The 18,786-nt window shown below is 69.2% G+C and carries 15 protein-coding genes and 1 pseudogene; 9 read left to right on the top strand and 7 right to left on the bottom strand.

Annotated elements, in window-relative coordinates; translation table 11 throughout:
* The first annotated feature begins 320 nt into the window (after positions 1 to 320).
* Positions 321 to 1,565, top strand: coding sequence for a ricin-type beta-trefoil lectin domain protein (locus tag ACIRA5_RS34870; protein WP_403697837.1), 1,245 nt, complete (start codon positions 321 to 323; stop codon positions 1,563 to 1,565).
* Between the two features lie 553 nt (positions 1,566 to 2,118).
* On the opposite strand, the gene ACIRA5_RS34865 is transcribed toward ACIRA5_RS34870, so the two are convergent.
* Positions 2,119 to 3,231, bottom strand: a complete 1,113-nt coding sequence (locus tag ACIRA5_RS34865; RefSeq protein WP_403697835.1) for an ABC transporter substrate-binding protein — start codon at positions 3,229 to 3,231, stop codon at positions 2,119 to 2,121.
* 510 nt (positions 3,232 to 3,741) lie between these two features.
* Between ACIRA5_RS34865 and ACIRA5_RS34860 the strand changes: the two genes are divergently transcribed.
* Positions 3,742 to 4,482 carry a LuxR C-terminal-related transcriptional regulator gene (locus ACIRA5_RS34860; RefSeq protein WP_403697833.1) on the top strand — a complete coding sequence of 247 codons (741 nt, stop codon included), beginning with the start codon at positions 3,742 to 3,744 and terminating at the stop codon, positions 4,480 to 4,482.
* 55 nt (positions 4,483 to 4,537) lie between these two features.
* Here the strand turns inward: ACIRA5_RS34860 and ACIRA5_RS34855 are convergent, their stop codons facing one another.
* Both ACIRA5_RS34855 and ACIRA5_RS34850 read right to left on the bottom strand, forming a co-directional pair.
* Positions 4,538 to 6,055: an aKG-HExxH-type peptide beta-hydroxylase gene (locus ACIRA5_RS34855; protein WP_403697832.1), complete on the bottom strand. Its 1,518-nt coding sequence runs from the start codon at positions 6,053 to 6,055 to the stop codon at positions 4,538 to 4,540.
* A gap of 96 nt (positions 6,056 to 6,151) precedes the next feature.
* Positions 6,152 to 6,286 (bottom strand): hypothetical protein, encoded by a 135-nt coding sequence (locus tag ACIRA5_RS34850; RefSeq protein WP_403697830.1) that lies wholly within the window; start codon positions 6,284 to 6,286, stop codon positions 6,152 to 6,154.
* A gap of 211 nt (positions 6,287 to 6,497) precedes the next feature.
* Here ACIRA5_RS34850 and ACIRA5_RS34845 point away from each other — a divergent pair, with 211 nt between their 5' ends.
* From ACIRA5_RS34845 to ACIRA5_RS34835, 3 genes and pseudogenes are all read left to right on the top strand, one after another.
* Positions 6,498 to 7,739 (top strand): MFS transporter, encoded by a 1,242-nt coding sequence (locus ACIRA5_RS34845; RefSeq protein ID WP_403697828.1) that lies wholly within the window; start codon positions 6,498 to 6,500, stop codon positions 7,737 to 7,739.
* A 311-nt stretch (positions 7,740 to 8,050) separates the two neighbouring features.
* Positions 8,051 to 8,216, top strand: a pseudogene (locus ACIRA5_RS34840) (IS5/IS1182 family transposase); the annotation flags it as partial.
* 77 nt (positions 8,217 to 8,293) lie between these two features.
* Complete coding sequence (locus ACIRA5_RS34835) at positions 8,294 to 8,824, top strand: GNAT family N-acetyltransferase (RefSeq protein ID WP_403697826.1); 531 nt, start codon at positions 8,294 to 8,296, stop codon at positions 8,822 to 8,824.
* On the opposite strand, the gene ACIRA5_RS34830 is transcribed toward ACIRA5_RS34835, so the two are convergent.
* Positions 8,806 to 9,135 carry a hypothetical protein gene (locus ACIRA5_RS34830; RefSeq protein WP_403697824.1) on the bottom strand — a complete coding sequence of 110 codons (330 nt, stop codon included), beginning with the start codon at positions 9,133 to 9,135 and terminating at the stop codon, positions 8,806 to 8,808. The two genes, ACIRA5_RS34835 and ACIRA5_RS34830, sit on opposite strands and share 19 nt — an antisense overlap.
* 244 nt (positions 9,136 to 9,379) lie before the next feature.
* On the opposite strand from ACIRA5_RS34830, the gene ACIRA5_RS34825 reads away from it, so the two are divergent.
* The gene (locus ACIRA5_RS34825) at positions 9,380 to 10,174 is read left to right on the top strand and encodes an SDR family NAD(P)-dependent oxidoreductase (protein WP_403697822.1); all 795 of its coding nucleotides are present in this window, start codon (positions 9,380 to 9,382) and stop codon (positions 10,172 to 10,174) included.
* A 209-nt stretch (positions 10,175 to 10,383) separates the two neighbouring features.
* Here ACIRA5_RS34825 and ACIRA5_RS34820 read toward each other — a convergent pair whose 3' ends face one another.
* On the bottom strand, positions 10,384 to 13,158 hold the full coding sequence (locus ACIRA5_RS34820; protein ID WP_403697820.1) for a multifunctional oxoglutarate decarboxylase/oxoglutarate dehydrogenase thiamine pyrophosphate-binding subunit/dihydrolipoyllysine-residue succinyltransferase subunit: 2,775 nt from the start codon (positions 13,156 to 13,158) through the stop codon (positions 10,384 to 10,386).
* A gap of 259 nt (positions 13,159 to 13,417) precedes the next feature.
* On the opposite strand from ACIRA5_RS34820, the gene ACIRA5_RS34815 reads away from it, so the two are divergent.
* Positions 13,418 to 13,891 carry a DUF6884 domain-containing protein gene (locus tag ACIRA5_RS34815; protein WP_403698142.1) on the top strand — a complete coding sequence of 158 codons (474 nt, stop codon included), beginning with the start codon at positions 13,418 to 13,420 and terminating at the stop codon, positions 13,889 to 13,891.
* Between the two features lie 65 nt (positions 13,892 to 13,956).
* Here the strand turns inward: ACIRA5_RS34815 and ACIRA5_RS34810 are convergent, their stop codons facing one another.
* On the bottom strand, positions 13,957 to 15,363 hold the full coding sequence (locus tag ACIRA5_RS34810) for a carboxypeptidase regulatory-like domain-containing protein (RefSeq protein WP_403697819.1): 1,407 nt from the start codon (positions 15,361 to 15,363) through the stop codon (positions 13,957 to 13,959).
* Positions 15,364 to 15,742: 379 nt separating this feature from the next.
* Positions 15,743 to 16,009: a hypothetical protein gene (locus ACIRA5_RS34805; RefSeq protein WP_403697817.1), complete on the bottom strand. Its 267-nt coding sequence runs from the start codon at positions 16,007 to 16,009 to the stop codon at positions 15,743 to 15,745.
* An 828-nt stretch (positions 16,010 to 16,837) separates the two neighbouring features.
* Here ACIRA5_RS34805 and ACIRA5_RS34800 point away from each other — a divergent pair.
* Complete coding sequence (locus ACIRA5_RS34800) at positions 16,838 to 17,770, top strand: NAD-dependent epimerase/dehydratase family protein (RefSeq protein ID WP_403697815.1); 933 nt, start codon at positions 16,838 to 16,840, stop codon at positions 17,768 to 17,770.
* On the top strand, positions 17,767 to 18,690 hold the full coding sequence (locus ACIRA5_RS34795; RefSeq protein WP_403697813.1) for an RNA polymerase sigma-70 factor: 924 nt from the start codon (positions 17,767 to 17,769) through the stop codon (positions 18,688 to 18,690). Before ACIRA5_RS34800 ends, ACIRA5_RS34795 begins: the two co-directional genes overlap by 4 nt.
* Positions 18,691 to 18,786 lie beyond the last annotated feature (96 nt).

Below are 18,786 nucleotides of genomic sequence, written 5' to 3'. Positions count from 1 at the left end.
TGACTGGAAAGTCGGTGCAGGCCAGGGGCCCGCCCCCATACGGGTCAACGTTCAGAACGGAAGGTCGGTTCTGCCGCCGGCCGGTCCCTCGCCGCGCCGAGTCGGCGCGCGGGCAGCTCCTTCGTCGGCCGGGCGGTGTGCCCACTCCGTCGATTCCGCAACCGGCGCGACTCCCAGGAGGCCTGAGCCGAACCAGAAGGGCTGGTCCGGACCAAAGTATTGACACCCCCTTACCTCACTCCTTAAATCAAGAGGCGATGCACGCACCCCCCACCTCAGTCGGCGCCCCCTTTTCGGTGCACCGTACGGAAGGGAGAGTCTTGGACTCCCCACGTCTCCTCCGCAGATGCCTCTTGGCGGCGTTGTCCGCAGCGCTCGTCACGGCTGCCGCCATCGTTCCCGCCCAGGCGGATCCCCCCACGGCGGCCGCGGCCGTCACCACCTTCTCCGACACGTTCGACGGTGCCGCGGGCGCGGGCGTCGACACCTCGAAGTGGCAGATCGAGACCGGAGACAACGTCAACAACCACGAGCGGCAGTACTACACGTCCGGAAGTAAGAACGCGGCGCTGGACGGCCAGGGTCACCTGGTGATCACCGCTCGCCGCGAGAATCCGAGCGACTACCAGTGCTGGTACGGGCGTTGTGAGTACACCTCGGCCCGGATGAACACCTCCGGGAAGTTCACCGGAACCTACGGCCATGTCGAGGCGCGGATGAAGATCCCGCGCGGGCAGGGCATGTGGCCCGCCTTCTGGATGCTCGGCAGCGACATCGGGCAGGTCGGCTGGCCGAACTCGGGCGAGATCGACGTCATGGAGAACGTCGGCTTCGAACCCTCGACCGTGCACGGAACCATCCACGGGCCCGGGTACTCGGGATCCGGGGGCATCGGAGCCGCCTACTCCCTGCCGGGTGGCCAGGCCTTCGCCGACGCCTTCCACACCTTCGCCGTCGACTGGGCTCCCGACTCCATCAGTTGGTCGGTGGACGGCACGGTGTACCAGCGGCGCACGCCCGCCGATCTGGGCGGCAAGACCTGGGTGTTCAACAAGCCGTTCTTCATGATCCTCAACCTCGCGGTCGGCGGCTACTGGCCGGGCGACCCCGACGGCTCCACCGTCTTCCCGCAGCAGTTGGTGGTGGACGAGGTGAAGGTGACGACGAGCGACGGTTCGGGGTCCACCGGCGGCCCGATCACCGGCCTCGCCGGCAAGTGCGTGGACGTGGCCGGGGCGAACCCAGCCAACGGCACGCCCGTACAGCTCTACGACTGCAACGGCACCACGGCCCAGCAGTGGACGGTCTCCTCCGACGGCACCATACGTGCGCTGGGCAAGTGCCTCGATGTCACCGGCAACGGCACGGCGGACGGCTCGACCGTACAGCTGTGGGACTGCACGGGCGGGCCCAACCAGAAGTGGGCCGTCAGCGCGGCCCACGACATCGTGAATCCGCAGGCCGACAAGTGTCTGGACGCGACGGGCAACAGCTCGGCCAACGGCACCCGGCTGCAGATCTGGTCGTGCTCGGGCGGCGCCAACCAGAAGTGGACCGTGAGCTGAGATTCCGCCACGAGGGACGGGGGGAACGGGGGGGACGGGGGTCCGGTGGGGTTCGCCCCGGCCGGACCCCCGTACGTGTCCCCCCGTGCTCAGCGCCCGGTGCGCCCGCACCGCTGCCTGTTCGCCCACGACCTCCCACCACGGGCGGACAGCACCAGTCGACGGCCGGTCAGCAGCCCATGGACCAGGTGTGCGGTCCGCATGCGGACCGGTCGGCCCGGACTTCGTCAACCACTGAAACAACTGATCAAGAACTGACGCATCCCCAGCCAGTGCTGTGACCGGAGATGTTTGCCGGGTTGCTCGTTGTGATGGTTGGACGTGCATCTCCAACCAGGAGGCGGAACGGCACCGCCGGTCGGGATCCGCAGGCTGACCTGGCAGGAGTTCTGGGCACGCCCTTCACCCGCTGGTCGATCCGCAAGCTCGCGGATCACCCGCGTCGGAACACCTCCCGGCCGATCACGATCGGCCGGGAGGCCCTGCGCTTCTTACAGGGCCGCCGCAGGATGTCCTTTCGGACAGATCTGGGCAGTCGGACTACCGTGCTCTCTCAGCCGGTGTGGAGGATCCGAAAACGATCAGGTTGCGCCGGATCTCGATCAACGACTTGGACTGGCGTCCAGGCCCATTGCCAAACGCTGATGCCTGGCGTGCGGGAGAACTTGATCTGCCCGCGGGTGCCTTCGACCGCGACACGCGGCCAGGATTCGGCAGTGCGCGCCCGGTCCGCGCTGTGAGAACGCAGCACATCGGCGAGGACGGCGACCGTGTCGTAGCCCTCGAAGGCGACGAACGAGGGCGCTACGGCGAGCCGTTCGCGGAGGGCCGTCTCGACTCGTGCACCGAGTGGGCTGAGGCGCTCGGGCAGGTAGCGCAAGAACGGGATCGCGGCGCTGTCGTCGCCCAGCAACGTCGCCCATTCGGCGAACTCCGGTTGCCCGGCCGGAGCACCCATCATGATCTCGGCGAGGCGCTGGTCGCGGCGGACGGACTTGACGATCGACACTGCCGGCTCCGGGTGGCCGACCAGAAGAAGCAGGGCTGTCGCGCGATGGTCGACGAGTTCGTCGCACACGTCCGTGGGGGCGAACGTGCGCATGTCGAGTTCGATGACGGTGCCGCCGCGTGGAGCGAGGTAGTCCCGCAGAATGCGGGCCCCGGATGCCCAGTAGACACTCGGCTCGGCTGCTACGGCGATGCGGCTGTGGCCCGTGCTGAGGAGGAAGTCTGCATAGATCCGCCAGCCGTGGGACTGTGCCGGGGCGAGACGCGCGACCCATTCCGTCGGCTCCTCGGTGAGCGCGTCGAGAACCGCTGACGAGCAGAGGAACGGCAGGCCGAGGGCGTCGGCCCTGGCGGCAGCGGCACGAGCGACGACGCTGTGATACTCCCCCGCCAAGGCAGCCACGCCCAGGCCGGCCAATTCATCCACGGCCGCCGCGGCCCTCTGTGGATCGGCCGCGGTGTCTCGGACCACCAGCTCGAGTGGTCTTCCTACGATCCCGCCGGCGTCGTTGACTTCGCGTACGGCCAGCTCGAGTCCAGCGAGCAAGTGTCGGCCTGCCTCGACCCAACCGGGCCGAGTCAGCGGAACGAGAGCGCCGATCCGGACGGTTGTTCCGCCAGTCCGCTCCGCTGCAGGCGTCGATGGTGGCGTATTCATGCGTTGGCGTCTCCCGAGTGACGATTCGGTCGTAGTTTGCCCGGATCGCAGAGTGAACGTCAGGAGCGTCGAGAGTAGCCGAGCCGAGAATGGCCGACTTCGGCAGCCGGTTCTGTGGCTGCCGAAGTCGGCCCTCGCGACGTCGATCGAGCCCGAGGGGCCGAGGGGCTTTGGGCGGCTCTGCCGTAGCAGATCCGCCAGGCGTCGCCCAGGCTCACCACGCGGTCCACGCGGTCCACACCGAGAAACCTGCAATCACCGGGCGAACGTTCCTGCTGGATTGCCGCCCCTTGCTCAACGTACGGACGGTCGGCTCTCCCGGGCAGCCGACAAAGGGCCACACCACACCGCTCCGATGGCGTCCTCCGACGCTCCGCCGGATCCGCACATGCGCTGTACCGGCCGTCGATCAACTGGGGTTCTACGCTTTCACCCGAACGTTGATCATGGCGGTGTGGGGAAGACGCTTCGTTGCGCCTCACGCCGGCCCGGGTGTGAGGAAGGGCCAGAATGGCCAATGCGATCCGACATTTCGGTACGCGTGTAGTGGTAATAGAGAGCATTCCCCTGATTCTGGGCGGCTTACGGTCCGCCTTAGAGGATGGCGGGATCACCGTCGCCGCAGGAACCCACGACCCGCACGCCGGCATGCGGGCGGTCCGGGAGGAGAAGCCCGATGTGGTCATCGTCGACCTCGACCTGCCCGGCCGCGCGGGAATCGGGCTGCTCCAGCAACTACGTCGGCACTACCCGGCGCCGCGACTGGTCGCCGCGGTCTCCCCGGAGCACGACGACGACAGCCTGTTGCTGACCACACTGATGGCGGGGGCCACGGGCTACCTGCTCAAGAACACAGAGACGGTGGACGTGCTGCGCACCGTGCGGGCCGTACAGCGGGGGTACGTCACGCTGAGCCCGCGGGCAGGCGGCGAACTCTCCGCCCTCTTGGTGCGCCTGGCGGAAGCCGACGGCACGCTCCCGTTCCCGGCGCTTACGAACCGGGAACGGGAAGTGCTGCGATTGGTCTCGCTCGGCTACGGAAACCGCCGAATAGCGCAGGAGCTGTTCATATCGGAGAAGACCGTACGCAATTACGTCTCATCCATCCTGCCGAAAATTCATGTCTCCAGTCGGCTGGAGGCCATTGTGTCCGCACGGCTGGCCGGCCTGGAAACGGCCGCCCCCAGCTCCGGCTCCGGCTCCGGCTCCGGCTCCGGCTCCGGCTCCGGCTCCGGCTCCGCAAGTATGTAACGCGCAGCAGCGGAGCAGCCGTTGCCGACGGAACCGGTGCCCGGAGCGGGGAGTGTCACATGTCGTGGGTGATGAGGTCGGCTGCCACAAGCCGGCGCACGCTGTCACTCACCTGCCGGTTGACCTCCTCCGAGTCGGCCGGGAGATCGACCGCTCGGGCGTAGGCCGTGCGTACCGAGCCGAGGTCACGCCCGTCGCACAAGGAGTAGACCGTCCACGAGCGCGCGTTCAGCCAGTGCATTCGGGCCGACCGCGTGGGACTCACTACGAGTTGTCCCAGGCCGGGCAGGGCGCATGCGTCCACCGGGGTGATCCGCTGGAGGACGCGTCCTGAGGGATTCTCCGGCGGCTGCCACGGTTCCGCCCGCCGGGTCGCCGCCGCGCCACGGTCATGGGGCCGCGGCGCGTAGTCGTCCACCAGACGCAGCGCGGTGAGGAGCCAGCGGGCGAACCGGTGCCCGTTCTCGGTGAGGGCCTCCTCCGGCAGCGACAGCACGCACTCGGCGAGATAGCGGGCCCGTTCCGCACTGGTCCGGTAGTGCCCGCTGCGGGCGGCCGGGGTGCCGGGGCTTGGCTCGTCGAGGTCCTCGACCGACGGGGGCGGGCCGAACCTCTCCCTGACCGCTTCACCCGCGGCGGCCGCCGCGGCCCGGAAGACAAGCAGGTGCACGTAGAAATGCAGGGCTACGAACACCCGGATGACCGTCCACGAACCGATCCGCCACGGGATCGGGACGCGCTCGGTGGCATTCCTGACCACGGAGCCCGTACGGAGGGCGTCGAAGAGCTTGAGGTGGGCGCCCTCGTGCAGCAGGCTCTCGGCGGCGAGCCATGGAGACGTGCAGCGTTCGGGCGCCAGCAGCACCGTCGAGGGAAGCGGGTCGCCGCCGGACATGGACTGCAGGGGGCCCTCTTCGCTCTCCCTACGGGTGAAGCCCACCATGGTGATGTGGCTGAGCACACCGGCTCCCGCGGCGGGCAGCAGAGTCGCGAGGAGTTCCGCGCCCTCCCGCAGGACGGCACGGACGCTGTCCGCCGGATCGACCGAGGCTGCCGCCCGGCTGTCGCCGAGCGCGCCGCGGTACAACTCCATGAGGCGCCCGGCCAGCATCTCCTGCGAACTGCTGTGTGGCGTCGGCTCGGTCAGCACCCAGGCGTCCCCGAGACCGGGCCAGGCACTCCGGTGCGGACGGATGAGGGCTTCGCAGGGCCCCGTGGAGGACGGGGCGTCCGGCGCCGAGGCCGGCACGTAATCGCTCACGTAGGCGCCGAACGAGCTGTGTCCGAGTCGGCCGCTCTCCAGTCGCGCGAGGTCGACCTCGAAGCAGTTGCGCAGCACCGGGTCGTACAGCAGCGGGCGGAGGTGTTCGTCGGCCGCGGCGGCCGTTGTCCGCAGCACGTCCGCTGCTTCGCCGTCATGCCGCGCCAGCATGGTCAGGCCCAGCCGGAACCGGGCGAGGTTGCGCTCGCCGATGGCGGCGGAGTCGCCGAACTGCCGATCGGCGCAGAGCATGGTGTCGGCCTGCGCCACCCGGTCGGTGACCGGCTCGGCGGCGGAAGGTGAAGCGGGCAACGAGGACCGTCCTTCGGGGTCGGGCGGCGGTCGTGGACGTAAGGCATCAGCACCGGGCCCCGTCTCGGGCCCGGTGCCGACGGGACGCGCTGTGCGTCAGGCGGTCCGGACCGCCTGGTACGACGGGAGCCAGGCGCGCTCCTCCGGTGCGTCGACGGCAACCTCCTGGGCTTCGTCGTCGAGGTAGGTCTGCGGAGCCAGGTCGGGGGTCTCGATGTGGTCTACCAGCATGTCCGGTCCCTTCGGTCGTCTGTGGACGGAGCAGGACCGGGCAGGGCAGATGGCATCCTGCCCGGATGCGTCATTCTCCGGCACCCCGCGTCCCGTACCGATGGGACCGTTGTCCTGAATTTTGTCCCAAGCCCCGGCAGGCACGCTGATGGGCTTACGCCTCAGGCGTAACGGCCGACTGGGACGAGGGGCACCCGGCACGCTGCTGCCCGTGCCTTCCGCCCCCGCCCTCACCCCGGAACGGCGCGCCACGTATCGGGAAGTGCTGACCAACCGGCGCTTCCGGCTGCTGTTCGTGACCCGGACCCTGACGGTCACGGCCGACTCGCTGCGGATCATGACCCTTTCGGTGCTCGTCTTCGCGACGACCGGCTCACCCCTGCTGGGCGCCCTGACGTTCGGCGTCGGCTTCCTGCCGCAACTCGCCGGTTCGCTCCTCCTCGGCTCGCTCGCCGACCGCGCCCGACCGCGCCGGCTCGTCACCGCGGGATACGGCCTCCAGTGTGCGGCGGCCGCTGTCATGGGGATGGCCCCCTTACCGGTGGTGGCGATCCTGGTCGTCATCGCCGCCGCGGCCTGCTTGACCCCCGCCTTCAGCGGCGTGACCAACCGACTCATCGCCGAGACACTCACCGGTGACACCTACGTCCTGGGACGCTCGTTGTCCAACATGTCCGCGTCCGCGGCACAACTACTCGGCCTGGCCGGCGGCGGTGCCGCGGTCGAGCTCCTGGGCCCGCGGACCTCCATCCTGCTCAGCGCGGGCGCCTACCTGGCCGCCGCGGTCGCCGTGCGCTTCCGGCTGCCCGACCTGCCCGCACCCGAGCAGTCGGTACAGCACGGACCGCGGCAGGGCTTCAGCTCGGTACTGCGCCACAGTTGGTCCGGCAACACGAAGCTGCTCTCCGAGCGGAGGGTCCGCACGCTCCTGCTCGCCCAGTGGCTGCCGCCCGCGTTTGTCGCCGGTGCCGAGAGCCTGATCGTCCCGTTCGCGGGCGGTCGCGGCATGCCCGCCGGTTCGGCCGGACTGCTGCTGGCCTGTCTGCCGGTCGGCATGCTCACCGGTGACCTGGCCGTCGGCCGCTTCGTCCGTCCCGCCGTACGGGAACGCCTGGTCGCCGCGCTGGTGGTGGTCATCGGCCTGCCGCTGGCCGGCTTCGCGCTGGATCCGCCATGGGTGGTGTGCGCGGGCCTCCTGCTGGTCACCGGAACCGGGTTCGCCTACGCACTCGGACTCCAACGCCCCTTCCTCGACGCGGTCCCGGAGGCCAGCCGCGGCCAGGCGTTCGGTCTGCTCACCGCCGGGCTGATGACCGTGCAGGGAGCGGGACCGGTCGTGTTCGGGGCCGTCGCCGAGTTCACCGACGTCGGCGTGGCCATGGCACTCGCAGGTCTCGCGACGGTGTGCGTGGCAAGGTGTGTCGCCCCGTGGCGCACGGGACGCGGCCAGTAGGGCTGGACCCGTGTGGGCCTGACACCATGGCAACCAGGGGCTCAGCTGTACGCAGAACCGCAACTCGGCCTGCACACCCGGGCGTTGGCGGTACGAGGCTACGGTGTCGGCGCCGGACGGTGCCCGAGGAACGATCAGGTGCGGATGCCGAAGCCGACCCGTGGAAGCCGGTGCAGGAGCGCAGCGTTCTTGCGCATGGCAGCGACACCAACCGGACAGGCACGGCACGATCGCCTGTGAGCGGCGCACCATCACCGACGGCTGGAACTGCTGCACTACGGCCAGGGGCGGCTTCGTCGACGTGCACAAGCCAGGAAGCAGACAACGCGGAGCATCTATGGGTTCGGGGCCCGCGTCGAGCATGCCTTCGCCCGCATGAAGCACTGCACCATCCACCGCGACTGCCGTCGGCAACGCGGCAATGGCCTCCAGCACGCGGTCCAGGCAGTGGTCCACCTGCGCAACCCCGCCCTCACCGCATGGCTGGCACACGCCCATAACCGAGCGGGGAGAAACGTGATCACGGGAGACGAACGAGTGCTAGCGTCGCCCGTATGCCTGAACTGATCGCACCCACGGGCCAGTTGCATTCCTCATGGCTCGCGGCGCGTGACGAGTGGTCTCCGGGTACTCATCAGGACGGGACGGGCCTGCGTCTCGCTCCTGATGCCGACCTCGACGACCCCGAGGTTTTCTCGGAGTGGGTCGAACGACTGCGACAGCAGTCGGACAGGTCGGTTGCCGTCGAGGAGGAGCGCGTCCATGCGACCCATTGGTGGATCGTCGAGGGCGACAGCTATGTGGGGGCCATTGATCTACGGCACTACCTGAACGCCCTTCTGCTCGACATCGGCGGTCACATCGGCTATAGCATCCGGCCCTCCGTCCGGAGACGCGGCTTGGCCACCTGGGCTCTCGGGGCGGTTCTACCAGAGGCCCGTGCGCTCGGCCTGGATCGAGTCCTCGTCACGTGCGACGACGGCAACGTCGCGTCGGCACGCAGCATCGAACGCAACGGTGGTGTCCTGGAAGATGTCCGCACAACCGACGCGGGCATGAAGCGCCGCTACTGGATCACTCTGTAGGCAACGTGCGCAACAGGTCTGGTGCTGTCGCTGATTCGGCCGATTTCCTGGAGCGTCCACGTGTCGCCGTCCGAGACGGCTAAGTCGGCGAAGTCGGCGAAGTCGGCGAAGTCGGCGAAGAGAGCGTCGTCCGGGCGGTCGGGGTCGGGGCCCGACGCCCGGTCGCCTTTCCAGTCGTCGATCGGTGACTTGTGCCGGATGCCACTGACCTTGACGCCGCGTTCGGTGAGTGAAAGGTGTGCGGCTTCGAAGTCCATCAGGACGGCGACTTGCTCGTCCCACGCCGATGGGTCGATGTCGGTCTCGAACATCCAGCCCTGGCCATCGGAATCGGTGTTGGCGAAGTCGGTGACTCCGATGCGGGCGAGGCCGCCTGCATGGTCCAAGCGGGCCCAGAGGTGACAGGAAGTTCGTCATCAGCAAAGTCGAGAACGAGCCGTCGGCAGTCACCCGTACTGCCCCATCCCAAGGCTTCCGAACATGATCGGGCACTCCCAGGAGAAGAAGTGCCATGACGGCTGATAGCCGCCGAGCCTGCGTCGGGAAGGAAAAGACATGCGCCTGGACCTCACGGGACGGACCGCGTTGGTGACGGGATCCACCCAAGGCATCGGAGCCGCGATCGCGGCCGGACTCGCGCGGGCCGGCGCGCGGGTCGGAGTCAATGGACGCGACCGGGGCAGGGTCGAGGAGTCCGTCAAACAGCTCAAGGCCGACGTGCCGGACGGCGACTTCCTTCCGGTCACCGCCGATGTCGCATCCGAGGAGGGCGCCGTCGCCGCCCGGGAAGCCCTGCCGGACGTCGACATCCTCATCAACAACCTCGGCATCTTCGGTGCCAAGGACCCGTTGGAGATCACGGACGACGAATGGCGTCGCTACTTCGAAGTGAACGTGCTGGCCGCCGTCCGTCTCACCCGTACTTACCTGCCGCAGATGATCCGACGGGGCTGGGGCCGCGTCCAGTACATCGCGAGTGACTCCGCAGTGGTGATCCCCGCCGAGATGATCCACTACGGCATGTCGAAGACCGCCCTGCTCGCGGTCAGCCGTGGCTTCGCCAAGCATGCCTCAGGGACCCGTGTCACCGTGAACTCCGTCATCGCCGGCCCTACCCACACCGCCGGTGTGGAGGATTTCGTGTACCAACTCGTCGACCGTGACCTTCCTTGGGACGAAGCACAGCGAGCCTTCATGCGAGAGCACCGCCCGCAGTCGCTGTTGCAGCGCCTGATCGAGCCCGAGGAGATCGCCAACATGGTGGTGTACCTGAGCTCCGACCTGGCGTCCGCCACCACAGGCGGCGCACTGCGGGTCGATGGAGCGTACGTCGATTCCATCCTCCCCTAGGGATGGCCCGAACCCCATCACCCATGAGTCCGCGGTCTGGTCGAGGCCCTGTACTCGCCCCGCTGCTCCTGGCCATCGAAGCGGTATGTCCACCTGCCCGAGGCACTCGTCCCGTGAGGCGCTCCGTGTACCGGCCGTTGGTGCCCCTGCGGTGGCGGGGTACCCGGCACGGCAGGGCCCGCTTTCCGAACCGTTGGGGGGCGGCACGGTCAGTGAAAGGCCGACGTCACGAGGTCCTGCCGTTCGCCGGCATGCCGGCGGGCAGAACCCACGGCGGGGGCCGGCGCCTGCGGGCGGCTGACGCATACGACCGGACGGCCCGCGAGCCGGTGCACACGGGGCCCCACGAAGGACCAGGCGCCTTGGTTCTCCGGCTCTTCCTGCACCCATCGCACCTCGGCCCCGGCGGGGAAACGGGCGAGTTCCGCGCCCAGCTCCTCCGTGGGGAACGGGTAGAGACGCTCAAGGCGGACGATCGCGGTGTCCGACAGACCGGCGCTTCGCCGATGGGCGTCCAGGTCGTAGAAGACCTTGCCCGAGCACACGAGCACACGCCTGATCCGGACGGTGTCCGCCGTCTCATCGGGTATGACCGCACGGAACGCGCCCATCGTGAGCTCCGTCAGCCCGGAGGTAGCCACCTTCGAGCGCAGCATCGACTTCGGCGTGAAGACGACCAGTGGCCTTCTGCGCTCGTCAAGCGCTTGCTGCCTGAGCAGATGGAAGTAGTTGCCCGGCAGGGAGGGCACGGCGACGGTCATGTTCCCCTGCGCGCAGAGCTGGAGGAACCGCTCGATCCTCCCGGAGGAGTGGTCGGGCCCCTGCCCTTCCAGGCCGTGCGGCAACAACAGCGTCACCCCGGAGCGTTGGCCCCATTTCTCTTCGGATGACGCGATGTACTCGTCGATCACGGCCTGCGCTCCGTTGGCGAAGTCGCCGAACTGGGCCTCCCACAGCACCAGCGCGTCGGGCCGCGCCAGTGAGTAGCCGTACTCGAAGGCCAGCGCGCCCAGTTCGGACAACAGCGAGTCGTAGGGTGCGAAGCCGGCGGCCCGCGAGCCGAGGGAGCTCAGTGGCGTGTGCTCCGCGCCGGTGCGCCGGTCGGTGAGCACGGCGTGCCGTTGGCCGAACGTGCCACGGCGGGAGTCCTGCCCGGCCAGCCGCACCGCAACCCCGTCCAGCAACAGGGAGCCGATGGCCAGTGTTTCCGCGGTGGCCCAGTCGATCGTTCCCGCATCCAGCATCGTGCTCCGCCTCTGGAGCTGCGGAAGAACACGCGCGTGCACGGTGAAACCTCCCGGCACAGCGGTCTGGGAATCGATCACCTGGCGAGCGGTGGCCTCCGTGATCGCCGTCGCCGCCTGGGAGGCGGCCAAATGCTGAGCGTTCACGGGGTTCGTGGCGTTCACGGGGTTCACGGGCTTCACGGAGGGGGGCACCGGACGCGCCCGGGTCTGGGTGAAGGCCCGTTCGAGGTGGCACTGATAGTCCCGCAGGGCGCCGTCCACCTGCCGCTCGGTGATGTCTCCCCGACGGACAAGCGTCTCGGCGTACAACTTGCGCACCGAAGCCCTGGCGTCAATGCGGTCGTACATCGCCGGCTGCGTGATGGACGGGTCATCGACCTCGCTGTGCCCGTGGCGCCGGTAGCAGATCAGATCGACGACGACGTCCTTGTGGAACGCCTGACGATAGTCGAAGGCCAGGCGCGCGACCCGGACCACGGCCTCGGGGTCGTCTGCGTTGACGTGGAAGATGGGGGCCTGGACGGTCCGTGCCACGTCGGTGGCGTAGGCGCTCGAACGGCCGTTGGCGGGCGAGGTGGTGAAGCCGAGTTGGTTGTTGATGACGATGTGGACCGTCCCGCCGGTGCGATAGCCGGGCAGCTGGGACATGTTCAGCGTCTCGAAGACCACGCCCTGACCGGCGAACGCGGCATCGCCGTGGACGGCGATCGGCAGGACGGGGAAGGCTTCGCCACCGTCTACTGCCCTGTCCTGCTTGGCGCGCACCACTCCCTGGGCCACCGGCCCCACGAGCTCCAGATGCGAGGGGTTCGCCACCACGCACACGGCGATCATGCCACCGTACAGCGCACGGTAGGTCCCTTCCGCACCGAGGTGGTATTTCACGTCGCCGGATCCCTGGACCGACCGGATGTCCGCCGCGTCCTCGAACTCATGGAAGATCTCCGCGTAGGACTTGCCGATGATGTTGGCCAGCACATTGAGCCGACCCCGGTGTGCCATACCGATGACGGCTTCCCTCACCCCGTGCCCGATGGAGCGGAGCAGCAGCGCGTCGAGCAGCACGATCGCCGACTCGCCGCCTTCGAGCGAATACCGTTTCTGTCCCACGTACTTGGTTTGCAGGAACGTCTCGAAAGCCTCGGCCGCACCCAACCGGTAGAGGATCTGCAATTGTTCGGCGACGTCCGGCGGGGGCTGAGGCGATTCGGTCCTCTGCTGTATCCAGCGGCGTTCCTGGAAGCTCTGGATGTGCATGTACTCGGTGCCGACGGTACGGCAGTACGACTCCTGCAGCGCATTCAGCACATCGCGAAGCGTCATGGTGGCCTGCCCCGAGAACCCGTCGACGACGAACTCTCTTTGCAGGTCATCGTCCCGGAGCCCGAATGCCCTGAGTTCGAGCTCCGGATGCGCGGCCCCCCGTCCTGCCGTGAGCGGGTCCGTATCGGCCACCAGATGTCCGCGGACTCGATACGCCTCGATGAGCGCGGCAACGCGGACCGCTTTGACTGCCTTGACGGCCGCCTCGTCCGTGCTCTCCTGCACGGTCGTCGCGCCGTTGCGCGTCTCTCGGCGGGCCGCGGGGATCGGGGAGGCGAACAACTCCCTCCAGGTCCGGTCGACCGACCCGGGGTCGTGCAGGTATCGCTCGTACTGTTCGTCCACGAGCCATTCGTTGATGCCGAATTCCAGCCCGTGGAGTGCCGGCTGTCCGGCGCGTGATTGCGATGCCACTGGGTGGATCGCCTTCTTTCCTCTTTCGGAGTGACCGATGACGGACACGGCCGGACCGCCCGGTCGTCATTCATCGTGCCTGCGGACTTCCCGTCCGCTGGGTATCCGTCGTGGAGCGAAACCGTCTGACCGTTTCACAGCACCGACGCTATGGCATCGCGGGAGCCGAGCAATACACCCGGGAATGCCATAACGCCGTCACATCAGGACATCGCAGCAGTAAGGCGGCCTCGACTGCTTCCAACCCGAACTCGTCGTCATCCCGTGCGGCAGCCGCAAACTGGGCCGGCGCGCGCGAGCGGCGGACCTGTATGTCGGCTCCTCTCACCGTGCGTGCCGCAAGGCCGCTGATGCGCTGCGACCCGACCGGCTGCTCATCCTCTCCGCGCGCTACGGCCTGCTCGACCTCGACGACGTCATCGACCCGTACGACACACCCCATGGCGGTGCCGACGCCATCACGGCCCAAGCCCTACTGAGGCAGGCCACGGTGCGCAACATCGTGCTCCTCGACCCCGTCGTGGCCCTCGGCGGCGCACGGCATGCCGCCCTCGTCCGCGCCATCTGGCCACACGCCCGCACACCACTGGCCGGGACACGCGGCATGGGTGAGCACATGGCCCGGCCCGCCGTACTGCGCAAGGGACATGACCAGCAGTTGATGCGACACCATGTGCCGCTGCGAGAAGGGGGCCCGGCCGCGGCCGGCGGCCGCGTGGCCCTGCGCCCATGATCACGCGAATGCCACGGCGGGCCCGCTCCGAACGCGCGGAGCAGGCCCGTCGGTGACAGAGCCGTTCATCCCTCGTCGTGTGCCAGCGTCAGATCAAAGGCGTCCTGGCCGCCGGCCGCATCCAGGGTGAGGGATGCTGCCCGGGCCGGGTACCCCGCAGCGACGACGGTGTACTGGTCGGCTTCGAGACCGGTGAAGGCGTACGAGCCGTCCTCGGCGGTGAGCGCGATGCCGACGACGTCGCCCGCCGGGTCCAGGAGGGTGACGCGGGCCTCGGAAACCGGGCGGCCGTCCGTGGTGCTGCTGCGGACGGTGCCCCTGAGCACGGGCGCCATGCCTCGGCGCGCGTCAGACTCGGCCGGCCGGCGGCGCGCGTGCTCGATGACGGGCCGGCGGCGCACGTGTCCGACGGCGTAGCGCAGGGAGCGGCTCACCACCACCATCCAGGCAATGACCACCAGCACGTAGAGCACGACAGCCGCCCATACGAACAGCTGCGAGCCGGTCCGCGCCGCGAGAGCGCTCGTGGCCGTCACACAGGCGCCCACCGGGAAGATGAAAGACCACCATGTGGGTGCGAAGGGCAGCCCGCCCCGGACCGTCCGTACGGTCAGCGCCGCGGCGAGCGCCAGCCACAACATGGCGAAGCCCCATACCGACACTCCTCCCAGCAACGCGGCGACCGCGGCGCCTCGCGCGTAGGGCCCGGGCAACGCGCTCGGCGCCACCGCGGCCAGCGCGCCGAGCGCCGTCACCGCCTGGCTCAACGCCCCCAGGCCGATCCACACCGTGGGCACCACTGTTGCGGCGGGTACGTCGTGGTGCACCAGGCGCCCGTAGATCATGGCCAGCACCAGCAGCGCCGCGACGAAGCCGAGCCCCAGCATCGCGTAACACCCCAGCAGCAGGGTGAGCCGCAGTTGCCCGGCCGGTGCGTGGGGCACCAGCAGCGCGCCCGTCGCGGCGGAGACCATCGGCGGCACCACCGGCATCAGCCAGCCGCCGAACGCCGCGTCCGGCGCGAAGCGGTGCCGGGTGACCATCAGATACGGCACCGTGCACGCGGTGACAAGACCGAGCACGGTACCGAGTGACCAGAGCGCCCAGTCCAGACGCAGAGCTGCCTCGAGCCCGATCAGCCGCCGACTCAGCACCAGCGCCCCGGCGCCCACCGTGAGCAGTGCCACCGGCGGCGCGCCGAAGAACTGGGCCGCCACTGGATCAGCCGCATGTACCCGCAGCGCCCGCTGCCTGAGGTAACCGACGGCCAGCAGGATCAGCAGCAGCGCGGCACCCAGCCAAACCACCGTGGCGAAAGTCCGCAGCCCGGGAGAGCTCCGGGGCAGCGTGACCGCCGCGTTGGCGACGATGCCCGTGCCCATGACCGCCGCGAACCAGCTGGGGCCGAATACCGCACGCGTGGGTGTGTCTGCGGCAGGCGGCAAAGGACGGGCGGACGAGGAGGAATTCATGACCCGAACCTACGGCGGGGTTGGGGCGGCACCGCCGGTCATGTCCAGATGCGAGGGGCTCGGAGCACATATCGAGCGACCGCCACCGTGCGGCAGTCCCGCAGGGCCGACCCGGTCGGCCTCGACCGTGTACCGGCCGCGATGGCGGCACCCCGGTCGGCCTGCTGCCGCCCGTGATTCCCGAGACCACGAGTTGCCCGTACAGACACCCTCACCTGACAGTTCGTCATTGTTCAGCGACTGCGGCGCTGATGGCTCGCCATGCGGGGCATGTTCTGGTGCTGAGCAGTTGTTGGCACCTGCGGCGGCGCGGGCCGGCAGCGTCCTGGGGCCCACGAAGGTCTCCGGAGCACTCGACCTCTTCCTTGAGGGCAGCGACTTACCGCGGGGCCAGGCGGCACGCCTCGGTGGCGACGGCGTCCGCCACCCCGGCCCGGGCCAGATCGCGGACACAGCCGTTCTGGTCGCCCACCAGGCCGACGTAACACCCCATCCCGATGGCGTCCGTGACCTCGGTGCCCTGGTTCCGGACAAGGTTCTCGCAGGCCGCAATGTCCGCGTGGGCGGCTGGTGCGGCGATGACGGTGCCGCCCAGGGCGAGGGCCAGACCGGCGAGAACACTGGGAATACAAGCCGAACGACGCATGAGGATGCACCTGCTCTCTGGGTCGGATCACGCGGTCCTGAGCGCGCCGGACCGCGGGCGGGGGCGGCGGCGAGCGAACGCGCGAGACGAGATCCCCCGGGGATCGAGCACCACAGGGGTCGAGCAGGCGGTGTGCCGTGCCTGTCGTGCGGGTGGTGTGCGCTTCCTCCGAGACCCGATCGGCCCGGTACCGGCCACCCTCGCTCATACGACGCTAGAGCACTCCGTACGCGCCCGCACTCCCGGAACGACGAATCCCGGCGCCCGTTCCCCGACGCCGACGCCATTCCCCAGGGGCTGTGGCCAGGCGATTCCCCAGGCACTGGTCTGACCGACGGCCGACCGGCCAGGCCGCGTCAGAGGGGAGCGGAGGCCCGTGCCTGGGATGTGGCTGATGATCCGCAGTGCCTCGGACAAGGGGACGGTGTCCTCATCGGGATCACCATCGCTGGCGAGGCGCGTCACCACCGTGCGCCCGGTGCAGCTGACAGCAGCCGTTGCCGGCGTCGCCCCGTCGATGACGAACCAGGTCGCGACCGTGCGCACGCCCCTCTCGCCAGGGAAGGGCAAGGGCTCAGACCCAGCTGGCCGGCGGCTCGTCAGCCGGGCTCTTTGGCTGTTCGCCGGGTCGGCAGCCCGGACCCGTCATGACGACCTGACGGCCGGCCGACGTGCGGCGGGCCCGTCCCCGTCTCGGGCCGTGCCCGGGCGGCACCGGCGGCCTCCTCTCCGCCATTTCTCTCCCGCGCCCTCCGATGTCACAGAACGGCGGGGCTGTCTCGTCTCAGATCGTCGAAGACGGAATCCGAACGCAGGAAGGTGATGGTCATGCGGGTGTTCGTGGCAGGCGGCAGTGGAGTCCTGGGGCGGCGGCTGGTGCCGCAGCTCGTGGCTCGTGGTCACCGGGTGACGGCCACGACGACGAGCACGGCCAAGCTCCGCTTCGTGGAGCAACTGGGCGCGGACGGCGTCGTGATGGACGGGCTGGACCCGATGTCTGTCGGCGAAGCGGTGGCGGCCGCCCGCCCGGACGTGATCGTGCATCAGATGACCGGGATCAGCATGGCTCACGCCGGCAAGCCCGACCTGAAGCACTTCGACCGCTGGTCCCTGCCCACCATCAGGCTGCGCACCGAGGGAACCGATCACCTGCTTGCCGCCGCCGAGGCGACCGGCGTGCCGCACTTCGTCGCGCAGGGCTACGCCAACTGGAACGGCATCCGCGAGGGCGGCTGGGTGAAGACCGAGGAGGACCCGCTGGACCTGCACGAGAAAACACCCGCGCACCCGGCGATGGCAGCGCTGCGCCACATCGAGGATGCCGTCACCAGCGCCGGCGGCGCGGTGCTGCGATACGGCGCGTTCTACGGGCCCGGCGCCACCGACGACCAGGTCGTACTCGTACGCAAGCGGCAGTTCCCGCTGGTCGGCAGCGGCACCGGCTATGCCTCCTGGATCCATCTCGACGACGCGGCGAGCGCCACCGTCCTGGCCGTCGAGCAGAAAGCGAGGGGCGTGTTCAACATCGTCGATGACGACCCTGCCCCGGCCTGCGAGTGGCTGCCCCATCTGGCGGCGTGCGCGGGGGCGAAGCGACCGGTGCGCATCCCCCCGTGGCTGGCCCGGCTGCTGGCCGGACAGGTGGTGGTGACGATGATGACCGAGGGGCGCGGCTTCTCCAACGCGAAAGCCAAGCGGGAGCTCGGCTGGGAGCCGCGCTATCCGTCGTGGCGACAGGGCTTCAAGGAGGGGCTGGCGTGACCCGGACCGAGGAGTTCGAACAGCTGCGGCCCCTGCTTTTCTCGATCGCCTACCGGATCCTGGGCAGCGTGAGCGAGGCCGAGGACGCGGTCCAGGAGACCTGGCTGCGCTACGAGCTCTCCGCGACCCGGCCCGCGTCGGCCAAGGCGTTCCTCTCGGCCGTGGTCACCCGGATCTCGATCGACGTGCTGCGCTCGGCCCGCCTGCGGCGGGAGGAGTACGTCGGTCCGTGGTTCCCCGAGCCCCTGCTCACCGACCCCTACGAGGACCCGGAGCACTCGGCGGAACTGGCCGACACGTTGTCGATGGCAGCCCTGTTGCTGCTGGAACGGCTCAGCCCGCTGGAACGTGCGGTCTTCGTCCTGCGGGAGGTGTTCGCCTTCGGCTTCCAGGACATCGCCTCGGCGGTGGGGAGGTCGGAGGCGGCCTGCCGCCAGCTCGCGGTGCGGGCACGCCGCCACATGGACGCGGGCCGACCCCGGTTCGAGCCCGACCGGAAGGAGCGCGAGAAGCTCGCCGAGCGGTTCTTCGACGCCTTGCGGGAGGGGAACATCGACGGGCTGCGGCAACTCCTCGCCGGCGACGTGTCGCTGGTCGGGGACGGCGGCGGCAAGGCCCCGCAGTGGGCCAGGGGCTTCTTCGGCGCCGACCATGTGTCCCAGGTGCTCGCCACCCTCCTCCCTCCGTTCATCCAGATCGGCGGCGCCGTGGAACGGCACCAGGTGAACGGCCAGCCAGGCGCGATCTTCCGCGACCCGGACGGCAAGGTCCTCAACACCTGGAGTCTCGACATCCACGACGGACGGATCCAGACGATCCGCACGGTGAGCAACCCCGACAAGCTCGGGCACATGGGCCCCGTGGCTGACGCATGGGCGGTCCTGCGCGAAACACAGCAGGTCCGTCGGGACGCGGACTGACCTGAAGAGCTCACTGCGCCGGACGGCAACGGCTTGCGGCGCCCCGACCGGAAACTGAGCAGCGACAGGTTCGGCGCACCAGGAACCAAAAACAGA

The sequence above is a fragment of the Streptomyces sp. NPDC096311 genome (assembly GCF_044763085.1).
In the GTDB taxonomy this organism is placed as follows: Bacteria; Actinomycetota; Actinomycetes; order Streptomycetales; family Streptomycetaceae; genus Streptomyces.
The sequence above is the reverse complement of the archived record's forward strand: the minus strand, read 5'-3'. Positions and strand labels throughout refer to the sequence as shown.

Excerpts from the sequence above, each read along its gene's own strand:
- ACIRA5_RS34810 (WP_403697819.1), bottom strand. The coding sequence starts at position 15,363 with ATGAATTCCTCCTCGTCCGCCCGTCCTTTGCCGCCTGCCGCAGACACA.
- ACIRA5_RS34835 (WP_403697826.1), top strand. The coding sequence starts at position 8,294 with ATGCCTGAACTGATCGCACCCACGGGCCAGTTGCATTCCTCATGGCTC.
- ACIRA5_RS34865 (WP_403697835.1), bottom strand. The coding sequence starts at position 3,231 with ATGAATACGCCACCATCGACGCCTGCAGCGGAGCGGACTGGCGGAACA.
- ACIRA5_RS34805 (WP_403697817.1), bottom strand. The coding sequence starts at position 16,009 with ATGCGTCGTTCGGCTTGTATTCCCAGTGTTCTCGCCGGTCTGGCCCTC.
- ACIRA5_RS34860 (WP_403697833.1), top strand. The coding sequence starts at position 3,742 with ATGGCCAATGCGATCCGACATTTCGGTACGCGTGTAGTGGTAATAGAG.
- ACIRA5_RS34825 (WP_403697822.1), top strand. The coding sequence starts at position 9,380 with ATGCGCCTGGACCTCACGGGACGGACCGCGTTGGTGACGGGATCCACC.
- ACIRA5_RS34800 (WP_403697815.1), top strand. The coding sequence starts at position 16,838 with ATGCGGGTGTTCGTGGCAGGCGGCAGTGGAGTCCTGGGGCGGCGGCTG.
- ACIRA5_RS34830 (WP_403697824.1), bottom strand. The coding sequence starts at position 9,135 with ATGTTCGAGACCGACATCGACCCATCGGCGTGGGACGAGCAAGTCGCC.
- ACIRA5_RS34850 (WP_403697830.1), bottom strand. The coding sequence starts at position 6,286 with ATGCTGGTAGACCACATCGAGACCCCCGACCTGGCTCCGCAGACCTAC.